The 13,817-nt window shown below is 67.7% G+C and carries 12 protein-coding genes; 2 read left to right on the top strand and 10 right to left on the bottom strand.

Translation table 11 applies throughout. The features are described from left to right. Nucleotides 1–2 precede the first annotated feature (2 nt). A complete protein-coding gene (locus ABD089_RS04855; RefSeq protein ID WP_343885089.1) occupies nucleotides 3–1,199 on the top strand; it encodes a hypothetical protein in 1,197 nt (398 codons plus the stop codon). 27 nt (nucleotides 1,200–1,226) lie between these two features. Beyond that, a complete protein-coding gene (locus ABD089_RS04850; protein ID WP_343885088.1) occupies nucleotides 1,227–3,182 on the top strand; it encodes a M13 family metallopeptidase in 1,956 nt (651 codons plus the stop codon). Between the two features lies 1 nt (nucleotide 3,183). Here the strand turns inward: ABD089_RS04850 and ABD089_RS04845 are convergent, their stop codons facing one another. From ABD089_RS04845 to ABD089_RS04800, 10 genes are all read right to left on the bottom strand, one after another. Next, nucleotides 3,184–3,537: a hypothetical protein gene (locus tag ABD089_RS04845; RefSeq protein WP_343885087.1), complete on the bottom strand. Its 354-nt coding sequence runs from the start codon at nucleotides 3,535–3,537 to the stop codon at nucleotides 3,184–3,186. 236 nt (nucleotides 3,538–3,773) lie between these two features. Further along, a complete protein-coding gene (locus tag ABD089_RS04840) occupies nucleotides 3,774–4,748 on the bottom strand; it encodes a polyprenyl synthetase family protein (protein WP_343885086.1) in 975 nt (324 codons plus the stop codon). A 200-nt stretch (nucleotides 4,749–4,948) separates the two neighbouring features. Continuing rightward, nucleotides 4,949–6,544, bottom strand: a complete 1,596-nt coding sequence (gene nuoN, locus ABD089_RS04835; RefSeq protein WP_343885085.1) for an NADH-quinone oxidoreductase subunit NuoN — start codon at nucleotides 6,542–6,544, stop codon at nucleotides 4,949–4,951. After that, nucleotides 6,544–8,046 (bottom strand): NADH-quinone oxidoreductase subunit M, encoded by a 1,503-nt coding sequence (locus ABD089_RS04830; protein ID WP_343885084.1) that lies wholly within the window; start codon nucleotides 8,044–8,046, stop codon nucleotides 6,544–6,546. The genes nuoN and ABD089_RS04830 overlap by 1 nt, the downstream gene beginning before the upstream one ends. A gap of 14 nt (nucleotides 8,047–8,060) precedes the next feature. After that, nucleotides 8,061–9,905, bottom strand: coding sequence for an NADH-quinone oxidoreductase subunit L (gene nuoL / locus ABD089_RS04825; protein ID WP_343885387.1), 1,845 nt, complete (start codon nucleotides 9,903–9,905; stop codon nucleotides 8,061–8,063). A 72-nt stretch (nucleotides 9,906–9,977) separates the two neighbouring features. Then, entirely contained in the window at nucleotides 9,978–10,277 is a 300-nt protein-coding gene (nuoK, locus tag ABD089_RS04820; RefSeq protein ID WP_343885083.1) for an NADH-quinone oxidoreductase subunit NuoK, read from the bottom strand. Then, entirely contained in the window at nucleotides 10,274–11,083 is an 810-nt protein-coding gene (locus tag ABD089_RS04815; protein WP_343885082.1) for an NADH-quinone oxidoreductase subunit J, read from the bottom strand. The genes nuoK and ABD089_RS04815 overlap by 4 nt, the downstream gene beginning before the upstream one ends. Next, the gene (nuoI, locus tag ABD089_RS04810) at nucleotides 11,080–11,661 is read right to left on the bottom strand and encodes an NADH-quinone oxidoreductase subunit NuoI (RefSeq protein ID WP_343885081.1); all 582 of its coding nucleotides are present in this window, start codon (nucleotides 11,659–11,661) and stop codon (nucleotides 11,080–11,082) included. The genes ABD089_RS04815 and nuoI overlap by 4 nt, the downstream gene beginning before the upstream one ends. Next, complete coding sequence (nuoH, locus tag ABD089_RS04805) at nucleotides 11,661–12,980, bottom strand: NADH-quinone oxidoreductase subunit NuoH (RefSeq protein ID WP_343885080.1); 1,320 nt, start codon at nucleotides 12,978–12,980, stop codon at nucleotides 11,661–11,663. Before nuoH ends, nuoI begins: the two co-directional genes overlap by 1 nt. Continuing rightward, nucleotides 12,977–13,817 (bottom strand): molybdopterin dinucleotide binding domain-containing protein (locus ABD089_RS04800; RefSeq protein WP_343885079.1); only part of this gene is annotated, 841 nt, incomplete at its 5' end. The genes ABD089_RS04800 and nuoH, both read right to left, overlap by 4 nt.

Raw genomic sequence — 13,817 nt, 5'->3', positions numbered from 1 at the left:
CCATGCCGCGGCCATCCGATCACCCAGACGACAGGCCCGCCCGGGTCGTCCGGGCGGGTGAGGTGCCGTTGCCGGGTGCCGCCGAGCAGACACGCATCGCTGGCAAGGCGGTGCCCACCCCGATGCCGGTCAAGGAGCAACACGAACCACTGCGGGAGCGCTATCAAGCACCTGGCGCCGACGCGGTGCCGGCCCGAACCCCCCGACGGGGGCTGGCTGCGGCTGTCGCCGGCGCGATCGCGCTGGGCGTGGTGACTGGCTGGGGGCTGCACTGGTGGGACGGCCGCACCCCCGCTGCCGAGGCGACCATAGCGGCGTCCAACCCCAGCGGCGCGCGCGCAGACCGGCTGGTGCGCGGCTACCTCGAGGCGCTGGCTTCCGGGGACACCGCCGCCGCCCTCGCCGCTGGACCGGCCCCTACGCGCGGCACCACCGACCTCTTGGAACCCGAGATCTTCGCCGCAGCCCGTGAGATCGCGCCGGTCACCGAGGTGCGCGTCGCCAACCAGTCCGGCACGACGACCCTCGTACCGGCCTCCTACCGGATGGGAACCAAAGTCGTCCGGGCCGACTTCCAGGTGCGCCGGGACGATGCAGGGGCCTGGCAGTTGGTGCGCACCACGCGCACCGTCCGGCTGGTCGGGACGACCGGGCGGGTCCCGCTGCTGGTCAACGGGCAGCGCCTCACGCCGGGAAGCACGATCGAGCTGCTTCCCGGCGCCTACCGCCTCACGACCGGACTGCCCTTCGTCGACTACGCGGGCGACACCATCGACGTCCTCGACCTCGGCGACGGATCCGTGGAGGACCACCAGGTCTCCCCACGGGTCACCACCACGGGGCAGGAGCGGGTCCGGCGGGCCGTGCGGGAGGCGCTGGCCGGCTGCACGTCCCAGCACTCGATGGCGCCCGAGGGCTGTCCCTATGCCTTCACAGCCAGCGGGTCCAGCGCGGCGCCGATCAAGTCGTCCATCACGGTCACGATGGACGAAGGCGACCTCTCCCGCGCCACCGCCGTGCTCGACCGGGACGAGCCGCACGTTGCGGTGCTGTCCTTCACCCCCACCTTCCGGATGACCGCGCGCTATTCCGACGGCTCGTCCACGGTCTCCCAGCCCCGCACCGAGCAGGTGCAGGCACGCATCCCGATCACGGGGCGCACCGGCGACCCGATGCCCATCGCCTGGCTCGGACGGTGACCTCCCCGGGTCAGTAGCCTGTGGACCATGGATCCGATCGACCAGAGCAGCTTCGACCCGACCGTCCGTCCCCAGGACGACTTCTACCGCCACGTCCACGGCCCTTGGCTGGAGACGGCGCAGATCCAGGAAGACCGCGCCAGCGCCGGTGCCTTCGTGCACCTGCGCGATGAGGCCGAGGTGGCTGTCCGGGAGATCATCGAGTCGCTGACTGCAGATGCTGACGGTGAACAGGGCAAGGTCGCCGCGCTGTACCGCGACTTCATGGACGAGGAGACGGTGGAGCGGCTGGGGGCGGCTCCCCTGCGCCCCCTGTTGGACCGCGTGGACGCGATCGATTCGCGCCAGGCGTTGGCGCGTCACTGGGGCTGGAGCCTGCGCCATGGCATCGGCTCACTGGTCGCGGCCGGGGCGGAGGTCGACCCGGGCAACCCGAAGCGCTCGGTGCTGTTCGTGCTGCAGGCGGGGCTGGGCCTGCCCGACGAGGTCTACTACCGCGACGGCCAGCACGCCGAGGTGCTGAAGGCCTATGCGGGGCATGTCGAGCGCAGCCTCGCGCTGGCCGGTGTCGCAGACGCTGCCGAGCAGGCACGGCTGGTGGTCGACCTGGAGACGCGGATCGCCTTGCACCACTGGGACCGGGTACGCTGCCGCGACCTGCATTCCATGTACAACCTGATGGGCTGGGAAAGCTTCCGGGACAGCGCGCCCGGCCTGTTGCTGGACGAGGTGCTGGCCGGCGCCGAGATCGCTCCCGGGGCCCTGTCGGAGGTCGTCTGCTCCCAGCCCTCCTTTGTCACCGGCGTGGCCGAACTGGTCACCGACGATGCCCTGCCTGCCTGGCGCGCCTGGGCGCGTTGGAAGGCCGTCAGCAGCCTGTCCAGCTACCTCTCGACGCCCTTCGTGGCGGAACGCTTCGACTTCTATGAACGGACCCTGGCCGGAGTCCCCCAGCTGCGCGCCCGCTGGAAGCGCGGCGTGGCCCTGGTGCAGGGCGCCCTGGGTGAGGCAGTCGGCAAGCTCTACGTGGAACGTCACTTCCCGCCGGCTGCCAAGGCTCGAATGGACGAGCTGGTGTCGAACCTGCTGCGCGCCTATGGCGAGTCGATCAGCTCACTCGACTGGATGGGTGAACAGACCCGCGAGCAAGCGCTGGACAAGTTGTCCAAGTTTCGCCCGAAGATCGGCTACCCCGCTCGCTGGCGGGACTACTCCGGCCTCGAGATCGTCTCCGGCGACCTGGTCGGCAATGTGCTGCGCTCCAATGGTTTCGACTTCGCCCAAGACCTGACCAAGCTGACCGAGCCGGTCGACCTCGAGGAGTGGCTGATGCTGCCCCAGACCGTCAACGCCTACTACCACCCGCTGCGCAACGAGATCGTCTTCCCCGCAGCGATCCTGCAGCCGCCCTTCTTCGACCCGGAGGCCGACGATGCCGTGAACTACGGCGGCATCGGGGCAGTGATCGGCCACGAGATCGGTCACGGCTTCGACGACCAGGGCTCGATGTGCGACGGGGACGGTCAGTTGCGCAACTGGTGGACTGACGACGACCGCGCCACCTTCTCCGACCGCACCGGAGCGCTGGTGGCCCAGTACGAGGGGCTGGTGCCGAGCCAGTTCGCCGACGCGGCCGACGCGCCCCGGGTCAATGGCCAGCTCACCATCGGTGAGAACATCGGCGACCTCGGTGGACTGGGCATCGCGATCAAGGCCTGGCGCATCGCCACCGGCGGCACCGATCCGGAGCCCATCGCCGGGCTGACCGGTTTGCAGCGCCTGCTGTACGGCTACGCGCGGGTGTGGCAGAACAAGATGCGCGACGAGGCGCTGCGTCAGCAGGTCGCTACCGATCCGCACTCGCCGTCCGAGTTCCGCTGCAACCAGGTCGTGAAGAACATCGACGCCTTCCACGAGGCCTTCGGCACCCCGCCCGGGGACGCCGAGTGGTTGGCCCCCGAGGAGCGCGTGCGCATCTGGTGAGTCAGAGGGCCCGGCGCGGCATGCTCTCGCGAGTGGAGGGACCAACCAGCACCAGCCGGTTGGCAACCTCGCAGATCTCGCGCGGGTCATCGTCCGAGAGCACCTCGTCGTTCTCGTGCTGCATCTCGGCGACCAGGCGCGTCTGCATCTCCTCCACAACGCCGCCGAAGCCGCCGTAGCCCCTGGCGCTGGGCACGGCGCCCTCCCGGTAGTGCTCCACCGGACCAGCCTGTGCCGCGGTACGCAGCGCGTCCTCGACCAGGCCCAGTGCCAGTCGGAAGTGGCGGGCGAGGGTGCTGGGCTGCAGAAGCCCTGCTGCCGGTGCTGGCCGATGGCCACCATCCGTACCACCCACTGGTTGAAGGCCTCGGGCGACGCGTCCTTCGAGTTGGCCTGGCGACGGTTGGGTCAGCAGGTACGAGGTGACGACCCAGGTCAGCTGCGATGCCCCGCCGAGCCAACCGACGATGGCGGCTGCTCGCTGCGGCTGGTCGTGCGGGGGTGTTCTGCGGCATGCGTGCTCCTGGCTGTTGATCGGCCAAGAGCCCCGGACTGAAGAGCTTCTCGCTGTGAACGACCCGCAGTCGTCTCTCAGGCGGAGCGGGTCACCAAGTCGTCGCAGACCGCGAGCAGGGCATCCTTTGCCGGCCCCTCGGGCAGTGGCGCGAGGAAGCCGCGAGCGCGATCGGCGCGACGCTGCACCTCGGCGCGGGCCTGCCCGATGACGGGGTGGGCGCGCAGACCCTCGAGTGCCTTCGCCAGTGCCTCGTCCCCTGACAGATCGGAGGCGACCAGTGCCTTGAGCTGGTCATCAGCCGGGTCGGTTGACCGGCGCAGCATCAGCGTCGGGAGGGTCAAGACGCCCTCTCGCAAATCGGTGCCGGGGGTCTTGCCCGTGACGGTGGAGGTGATGTCGATGATGTCGTCCGAGAGCTGGAAGACGGTGCCGATCTCCTCGCCGAAGTCGTGGAGTGCCTGGAGCACGGAGCTGTCGGCTCCGGAGACCATGCCACCGAAGACGGCGGCGGTCGCGATCAGCGAACCGGTCTTGTCGGAGACCACCTGCAGGTAGTGCTCGAGCGGGTCATCGCCAGCCTGAGGACCACGGGTCTCGGCGATCTGGCCCTGGACCAGGCGGGCGAAGGTGTCGGCCTGGAGCTTCACGTAGTCGGTGCCCAGGGAGGCGACGGTGCTGGAGGCGCGCGCGAACAGGAAGTCGCCGACCATCACGGCGATCGAGTTGTCCCATCGGCGGTTGGCGCTCACCACCCCGCGACGGATGTCGGCATCGTCCATCACGTCATCGTGGTAGAGGCTCGCGACGTGCGTCAGCTCGACGACCAATGCGGCCTTGGTGAGAGCCTGTTCATCGACGTCGTTGCCGAAGGCGGAACCGAGGATCACCAGCAGGGGACGGAACCGCTTGCCACCGGCGTTGATGATGTGGGTGGCGGCCTCGGTCACGAAGGAGCTGTCAGCCACGGCTTCGGTCACGAGGCGCTCTTCGATCACGGCCAGACGCTCGGTGACCGAGGCCTGGAAGGTCTCGTCCACGATCTGGGTCACGATTCTCCTCACTCATGCGCACGGTGCTCCGGACAGCCTAGTGTGACCGGGCCGAAGGACCCAATTGGGCAGCTCGCGGCACCCGCGCGGGGAACAACGAAGGGCCCCGACCGAGGTCGGGGCCCAACGGGTGGTGCAGGGTTCAACGGATGGTGCAGGGCTCAACAGGTGGTGCAGGGTTCAACCAGTAATGCGAGTTCTCAGCGCAGGAAGTTGGATGCCTGCTGCGCCAGGTCGAGCAGAGGCTGCGGCCACACGCCGAATACGAGCGTGCCGAGCGCGCCGACGATCACCACGAGCCATGTGACCCAGCTTGCCGAGGCGACCTCGACGTCGGGGTCCTGGGCCTCACGGAAGAACATCACCACGACGAACCGGATGTAGAAGAAGGCCGTCACCAGGCTGAACAGGATGGCCAGGGCGACCAACCAGGCGTAGCCACCACGCCAGGCGGTGGTGAACGCGACCAGCTTGCCGACGAAACCGGCGGTGAGCGGGATGCCCGCGAAGCTCAGCAGGAAGAATGTCATCAGCGCACCGATCATCGGGTGGCTGCGACCAACACCGGCCCAGGACGACAGGGCCGTGGACTCGCCACCGGCCTTGCGGATCATGCTGAGCAGGCCGAAGGCGCCGAGCGTCGACAGGCCGTAGGCACTCAGGTAGAACAGCACGGCCCCCGTGGAGCCGATCTGCCCGGTGCGCAGGCCGTTGCCGGCGGCGACCGCTCCGGTGATCGCGACCAGCAGGAAGCCGGCGTGGGCGATCGAGGAGTAGGCCAGCATCCGCTTCACGTCGGTCTGGGTGAGGCCGATGATGGCACCGACGGCCATGGTGAGCACCGCGATGGCGGCGACCAGCGGCTGCCAGTCCCAGCGCACCGCACCAAGCCCGACGTAGGCGACGCGCATGAACGCGAGCACAGCGGCGAACTTGGTGCAGATGGACATGAATCCGGTGACCGGGGTCGGGGCGCCGGTGTAGACGTCCGGGGTCCACGAGTGGAAGGGGACGGCACCGATCTTGAACAGCAGGCCGATGAAGACCAGCGCCATGCCGGCCAGCAACAGCTTGTCCGAACCTCCGTTCGCGGCGATCGCGGCGTCGATGGATCGCAGTGTGAACGATCCCGCATAGCCGTAGAGCAGTGCGGTTCCGTAGAGGAACATCGCGCTGGACAGGGCGCCGAGCAGGAAGTACTTCAACGCGGCCTCCTGGCTCAACAGGCGACGGCGACGGGCGAGGCCGGTGAGTAGGTACAGCGGCAGCGAGAAGATCTCGAGTGCGACGAACATCGTCAGCAGGTCGTTCGCCGCGGCGAACAGCATCATGCCGAAAAGGCTGAACAACAGCAGCGGGTAGACCTCGGTGTGCTCGCTGCGGGCGGTCTCGGCCTCACGCTCCAGGGGCGAACCGGGGACGGCCGAGCCCATGGCAGTGAAGGTGGAGTGCCCCGCCGTGACGCGACGCTCGGCAAACAGCATGACCGTCATCAGGCCGAAGACCAGCAGCGCGGCCCAGGTGAAGTAGGCCGGGCCGTCGAGGGCCACCGAGCCCAGCGAACCGATGGTGAAGCTGCCGATGTGCCAGTTGCGGGCCAGCGACGCCACCGCGGCCACCAAGGTGATGCCGGTGAGGACGACCTGGGCCGAGTGGCGCGGGCCACGCTTGGTCAGCGCCTCCACGATGACGCCCAGGCAGGCGCCCGCGAGCACGATGATGAGCGGCGCCAGCAGGCGGTATTCGAGCTGCGGCGCGGCGATGTCCAAGGGAACCAGGATGTCGAGTGCAGTCATCACTTCTCCCCCTTCACAACCGGAGCCGGGTCAGTCATGCCGATGACAGACATCGTGTCCTTCACAGTGTTCTCGGTCACCTGCAGCATCGGCTTCGGGAGGAAGCCAAGGCCCAGGATCAGGGCGATCAGCGGAACCATGACGAGCTTCTCGCGACCGGTGAGGTCGTTGTCGGCAAAGTGCGCCTCGACCTCCTCGTTGGCGGGGCCGGTCATGGTCCGCTGGTAGGCCAGCAGGACGTACAAGGCGGCGAGCACAGTGCCGAGGGCAGAGATCCCGGCCAGCCAGTGGTGGCGCTGCCAGGTGCCCGACATGACCATGAACTCGCTGATGAACGATCCCGTGCCGGGCAGAGACAGCGTGGACATGCCGGCGGTCAGGAAGAGCCCGGCGGCGACCGGTGCGTACTTCTGCACACCGCCCATGGAGGCGATGTCTGCCGAGCCGCGGCGCTTGATGATGAAGCCGACCACCAGGAAGAGCGCAGCGGTGGAGAAGCCGTGGTTCAGCATGTAGAACAAGGTGCCGTTCATCGACGGGGTGGTGAAGGCGAAGATGCCGAGCACCATGAAGCCGAAGTGGCTGATCGAGGTGTAGCTGACCAGGCGAAGCAGGTGCCGCTCCCCCAGCGCCATCAGCGCGCCGTAGAAGATCGAGACCAGTGCCAGCACGAGCACCACAGGCGTGGCCCACTTGCTGGCCTCGGGGAACATCTGGAGGCAGAAGCGGATCATCCCGAAGGTGCCGATCTTGTCGAGCACGCCGACCAGCAGGGTCGAGGTGCCCGGGGTGGCCTGTTCGGCCGTGTCCGGCAGCCAGGTGTGCAGCGGGACCATCGGGGCCTTGATCGCGAAGGCGATGAAGAAGGCCAGCCAGAGCCAGCGTCCGATGCTGCCGTCCAGGTGCAGTGCCGCCAGGTCCTCCATGAGGAAGGACGGTGTGGCACCGGCCGCCGAGTTGGCACCCAGGCCGATGATGCCGAGCAGCATCACGAGACCGCCGGCCAACGAGTACAGCAGGAATTTCAGCGCCGCCTGGCCGCGACGTGCGCCGCCCCAGCCGCCGATCATGAAGTAGGTCGGGATCAGCGTCGCCTCGAACACGAGGTAGAACAGCAGCGCGTCGTCGGCCATGAAGACCAGCAGGGAGAAGGCCTCCAGGATGAGGGCCAGCGCGAAGTAGGCGTGCCCACCCCAACGGCCCTCGTCCTCGTCGATGTCCCATTCAGCCAGCATCACGATCGGCACCAGCACGACCGTCAGCAGCACCATGGCCTTGGCCATGCCGTCGAGGTCGAGCGCGTACCAGGCGCCGATGTCGCGGATCCAAACGTACTTCTCCGCGAGGGAGCCGTCGAAGAAGAAGGCCCACAGGCCGAGCGCCAGTGTTGCCAGCGCAACGGCCATGCCGAAGATCTTCGCCGTCCCTCCCTTCAGGAAGAACGTGACCAGGCCACCGACGAGCGGCACCAGGGCCAGCGCGGTGAGCAGGGGGAAAGTCATCTCGTCTCCTCCCCTCAGGCCACTCGGCCGAGGATCAGTGCCAGCCCGACGAGGACCGCACCGGCGACCATCGTGAGGGCATATGAACGGACGTACCCGTTCTGCAGCTTGCGAATGATGGTGGAGAACCCACCAAGGGCGGCGGCGGAGCCCATCACGGTGCCGTCGACCGCGCCGCGGTCCAGGTCACCGATCGTGCGGACCAGGGCCTGCCCGGGGCGCATGAACACTGCCTCGTTGAAGGCATCGCCGTAGAGGTCGGCGCGACCAGCGATCGCGACCGGGTTGTTCGTGGCCGGGGCGAAGGACGGGATGTCCTCGCGGAAGAAGTACCACCCGGCGAGAACGCCGAGGGCCACGACGCCCATCGTCACGAAGGTGAGCGGGGTGAGGTGCGTCAGGCCGACGTGGTTGACCTCATTGCCCACCGCGGGCTCCAGCCACTCCTGGATCCAGTTGACCATGAAGGCACCGGCGACGATGGAGAGCACGGCCAGGACGACGAGCGGGATGACCATCGTCATCGGGGACTCGTGCGGGTGGACGTCCTTCAGCCAGCGCTTCTGCCCGAAGAAGGTCATCATCATCAGCCGCGTCATGTAGAAGGCCGTGATGCCAGCACCGATCAGCGCCAGGACCCCGAAGGCCGGGGCCTTCTCGAAGGCGGCCTCGATGATGTGGTCCTTGGAGAAGTAGCCCGAGGTGAACGGGAACCCAATGATCGCGAGGTAGCCCATCGAGAAGGTGAGGAAGGTCCACGGCATGGCCTTGCTCAGCGCACCGAAGTGACGCATGTCGACGTCGTCGTTCATGCCGTGCATGACCGAGCCTGCGCCGAGGAACATGTTGGCCTTGAAGAAGCCGTGGGTGATGAGGTGGAAGATCGCGAAGGCGGCACCAATCGGGCCGAGCCCCGCCGCCAGCACCATGTAGCCGATCTGCGACATCGTCGAGCCAGCGAGCACCTTCTTGATGTCGTCCTTCGAGGTACCGATCCAGGCACCGAACAGCAGCGTGATCGTGCCGATCACCGCGACGGCCATCTGCGCCGTCTCGGACTGCGCGTAGACCTCGTGGGAGCGGACGATCAGGTAGACGCCGGCGGTGACCATCGTGGCCGCGTGGATCAGGGCCGAGACCGGGGTCGGGCCCTCCATCGCGTCCAGCAGCCAGGACTGCAGCGGGAACTGGGCCGACTTGCCGCAGGCGGCGACCAGCAGGAAGCAACCAAGCATCGTGGCCCACATCGGAGTGAGGCGCGAGGCGAACTCATTGACCTGGACGAAGTTCACCGAGCCGATCTGCGACAGCATCGTGAAGATCGCCATCAGCAGGCCGAGGTCACCGACGCGGTTGACCACGAAGGCCTTCTTGCCGGCGACGGCGGCCGACCACTTGTGCTGCCAAAAGGAGATCAGCAGGTATGAGGCCAGGCCCACGCCCTCCCAGCCGAAGAACAGGCCGAGGTAGTTGTCGCTCAGCACCAGGGTCAGCATGGCCGCGATGAAGAGGTTGAGGTACGCGAAGAAGCGGCGCCGGCGCGGATCGTGCGCCATGTAGCCGATCGAGTAGATGTGGATGAGCGAGCCGACGCCCGTGATCAGCAGCGCGAACAGGATCGACAGCTGGTCGATGAGCAGGCCGAGCTGGAAGTTCCAGTTGCCGGCGCTGAACAGCGTCCACAGGTTCTGGTGGACGGCACGATCGGCCACCGGCTTGCCGAGCTGCTCGGCGAACAGGCACGAGGCGATCGCGAAGGACCAGATGGGGGCGAGGGTGGCCAGCAGGTGGCCCCACTTGTCGGTGACCCGCCCGGCGATGAGCAGGAAGGCTGCCACCGCGGCGGGGACCGCGATCATCGTCCACGCGAAGCGGAAGATTCCGCTCGCGGCGACGGGATGGACGATTTCCAGGAGATTCACCAGGCCACCTCAGAACTTCAGCAGGTTCGCGTCGTCGACCGAGGTCGAGCGGCGGGATCGGAAGACGGTCACGATGATGGCCAGGCCGACGACGACCTCGGCGGCGGCGACGACCATGACGAAGAAGGTCGCGACCTGTCCGTCCAGGTTGCCGTTCGCGTGGGCGAAGTTGACCAGGGCCAGGTTGGCCGAGTTGAGCATGAGCTCGATCGACATGAAGGCGACCAGCGCATTGCGTCGGACGAGGAAGCCCAGCACGCCGATGCAGAACAGCAGCGCGCTCAGCACCAGGTAGTAGTTCGGGTTCATTCGTCGTCCTCCTCGTGGACGGACTCGATGGCCTTGAAGGTCGCCACCGTGGGAGCGGCCAGACGCGAGGCGTCCTCGACCACGCCGCGGTCGGCCAGTGCCTGGACGACCGAGGTCGGGGCAACCGAGCCGTCGGGGAGCAGGGCCGGGGCCTGGATCGCATTCCCGCGGGCGTAGACGCCGGAGGCGGGCAGCGGGCCGGGGTGGACGCCGTCGGTCGCGTACTTGTGCATGCGGTTCTTGAGCTGTCCGGCCTGGCGAACCTTCGGACGCAGCTGCTCACCGTGCGCGAAGACCATGGCGGCCAGCGCGGCGGTGATCAGCAGGGCGGCGGTCGCCTCGAAGATGAAGACATAGCGGGTGAAGATGAGCGCCGCGAGGCTGGTGACATTGCCCCCCTGCTCGGCGTGGGCGGCGTCGAGACCGACCGGTTCACCGACGAAGGCATTGCCGATCGCACCGATCAGCAACACGGCGAAGCCGAGCACCGCCACGAGTGCGGCCCAGCGCTGGCCCTTGATGGTCTCGACCAGCGTGTCGGTGGTGTCGATGCCGACCAGCATCAACACGAACAGGAAGAGCATCAGCACGGCGCCGGTGTAGACGATGATCTGGACGACGAACAGGAATGGCGCATCGAGTGCCGCGTACTGCACGGCCAGACAGAGCATCACCAGCGCCAGGCAGAGCGCGGAGTGCACGGGCTTCTTGCTCAGCACGATGCCGAGCGCGCCCAGCACCATCACGGGCGCCAGCAGCCAGAAGGCCACCGACTGCGCCGTGACGAGCGGAATCAACATGGTCATTTCGTGGCTCCCGAGGAAGTCGCGCCGGCGGCGTTCGGTGCGGTGGCTGCGGTGCGGACGTCGGGCTGTCCGGTGGCGGGCAGCCCGAGGAAGTAGTCCTTCTCGTCGTCACCCAGACGGCGCGGGTGCGGGGGCTGCTCCATGCCGGGCAGCAGCGGGGCGAGCAGGCGGTCCTTCTCGTAGATCAGCACCTCGCGGGAGCGATCGGCGAGCTTGAACTCATTGGTCATCGTGAGCGCGCGCGTCGGGCAGGCCTCGATGCACATGCCGCAGAAGATGCAGCGCAGATAGTTGATCTGGTAGACGCGTCCGTACCGCTCGCCGGGCGAGAAGCGCTCGGCATCGGTGTTGTCGGCGGCCTCCACGTAGATCGCGTCCGCCGGGCAGGCCCAGGCGCACAGCTCACAACCGACGCACTTCTCCAAACCGTCGGGCCAGCGATTGAGCTGGTGGCGGCCGTGGAAGCGGGGGGCGAAGACCTTCTCCTTGCCCTTCTGCGGGTAGCCCTGCGTGAAGGTCTTTCGGAACATCGTCCGGAAAGTGATGCCGAAACCGGCCCACTGATCGAGGAAGCCCATCAGGCGTCAACTCCGTTCTTGATCTCGGCGTCCAGGTCGCGCACCACGGTGGGAGTACCCGGCAGGGTCTCCCCCGGCAGCGGCGGAACGGGGTAGCCACCGGCGAAGGCGTCGAAGGTCTCGGGCAGCGGCTCGGGATCCTCCGCTGCGGGAGCACCCAGGAAGAGCCAGGAGACCAGCGCCAGGGCGACGACCGCCATGATTCCCCACAGCACAAAGCGGGTGGTCTGGCTGTCGGTGTTGCGTGCGGCGAGCAGGAAGGTGACGAAGACGGTCCAGATCAGCGAGACCGGGATCAGCCTCTTCCAGCCGATGCCCATGAACTGGTCGTAGCGGAAGCGCGGCAGCGCACCACGGCACCAGATCAGGCAGAAGATCATGATCTGCGTCTTCAGGAAGAACCACAGCAGGCCCCACCAGCCACGGTCGATCGACTCGATCATGTTGAACGGGAAGGGGGCGCGGTAGCCGCCGAAGAAGAGCGTCACGCACAGCGCCGACAAGGTGGCCATGTGGATGAACTCGGCCAGGTAGTAGGTGCCGTAGCGGAAGCCGTTGTACTCGGTGGCGTAGCCGGAGACGAGTTCCTGCTCGGCCTCGGTGAGGTCGAAGGGCGGGGTGTTCGACTCGGCGAGGATCGAGATGAAGTACACGCACAGGCTCGGGATCAGCAGCAGGGCGTACCAGCCCGGCAGTGGGATGTCGACGCCGAAGGGCGCGATGTGCGCGGCCTGCTTCTCCACGATCTCGGAGGTGGACATCGACCCGGCGGTCATGAACACCGCCACCAGCGAGAGGCCCATCGCGACCTCATAGGAGATCATCTGCGCGGAGGCGCGCAGGCCGCCGAGCAGCGAGTAGGAGTTGTTGGACGACCAACCGGCCAGCACCAGCCCGTAGATGGCCATCGAGCCGGTGGCCAGCGTGAACAGCACCGCGACGGGAAGGTCGGTGACCTGCAGACGGGTGACGTGGCCGAACATCGTCACCTCGCCTCCGAGCGGGATGACCGCCCAGGGGGCGAAGGCGCACATGCCGGCGATGATCGGGGCCAGGTTGTAGACGACCTTGTCGGTGTTCTCGGGGACGAAGGTCTCCTTGAACAGCAGCTTCATACCGTCACCGATGGCCTGCAGCAGACCGCCCGGGGAGTTCATGATCGGGCCCTTGCGGTTCTGCATCTTGCCCAGCACGCGGCGCATGAACCACACATTGAACAAGCACCACAGCAACTGCAGGGTGAAGATGACGACGACCTTGATGAGCGCGATCCACCAGGGATCGGCCGCGTAGATGGTGGACGAGTCCAGTGGCGTCATGCCACACCTCCAACCAAACCGGTACGCGCGTCACGCGCGTCCAGACGGACCAGGTCGCCGGCGGCGCCCAGCTGTTCGGAAACGACGGCGCCACTGTTGGAGGGCACCCACACCACGTTGTCGAGCATTCCCTCGACCACCACGACCGGGAGCTCGATGCTCCCGCGGGGGCCGCTCACGGCAACCCGTCCACCGACCGCGAGACCCTTGGCCGCGGCGGTGTTCGGGGAGACCTTGGCGACGGGTACGGGGGCGGTGGCCATCAGGTTCGGCTCGTTGTCGGTGCCGGCGGCGTCGTCGAGCAGCACCCGCCACGTGGCGAGCACCACGTCATCCTCTCCAGCGGAGGCATGGGGCGCCGCGGCGGGGGCCAGCTGCGCGCGGCCGCCCTCCCAGCCCGAGAGCTCGGCGGCGGAGGCTGCAGCCTTGCCGGCGGTGCGGAAGCCCAGCGGGCTTCCCATGGCATCGGCGAGGGCGGCGAGCACGCGGATGTCGGTCATCGGCTGGTTCGACTGGGTGTTGACCACCTGCACCGGACGGACGCGGTGCTCCCAGTTCACGAAGCTGCCCGACTGCTCCTCGACCAGGGCCACCGGGAACACCACATCGGCGCGCTCGGTCACCTCGCTGAGACGCTGCTCGAGGCTCACGACGAAACCGGCAGCCTCCAGGCCGGCCCGCGCGGTGGCGGGGTCCGCGAAGTCGGCGGGTTCGAGCCCGGCGACGACCAAGGCGGCGAGCTCGCCGGTTGCGGCGGCGGCGAGCATCTGCTCGGCGTCACGGCCCGGCTGGATCGGCAGCTGCTGGACGCCCCAGGTGGCCTGGACGTCGACGCGC

The organism is Luteococcus sanguinis (assembly GCF_039527675.1).
In the GTDB taxonomy this organism is placed as follows: domain Bacteria; phylum Actinomycetota; class Actinomycetes; order Propionibacteriales; family Propionibacteriaceae; genus Luteococcus; species Luteococcus sanguinis.
This window is presented reverse-complemented; position numbering and strand designations above follow the sequence as displayed.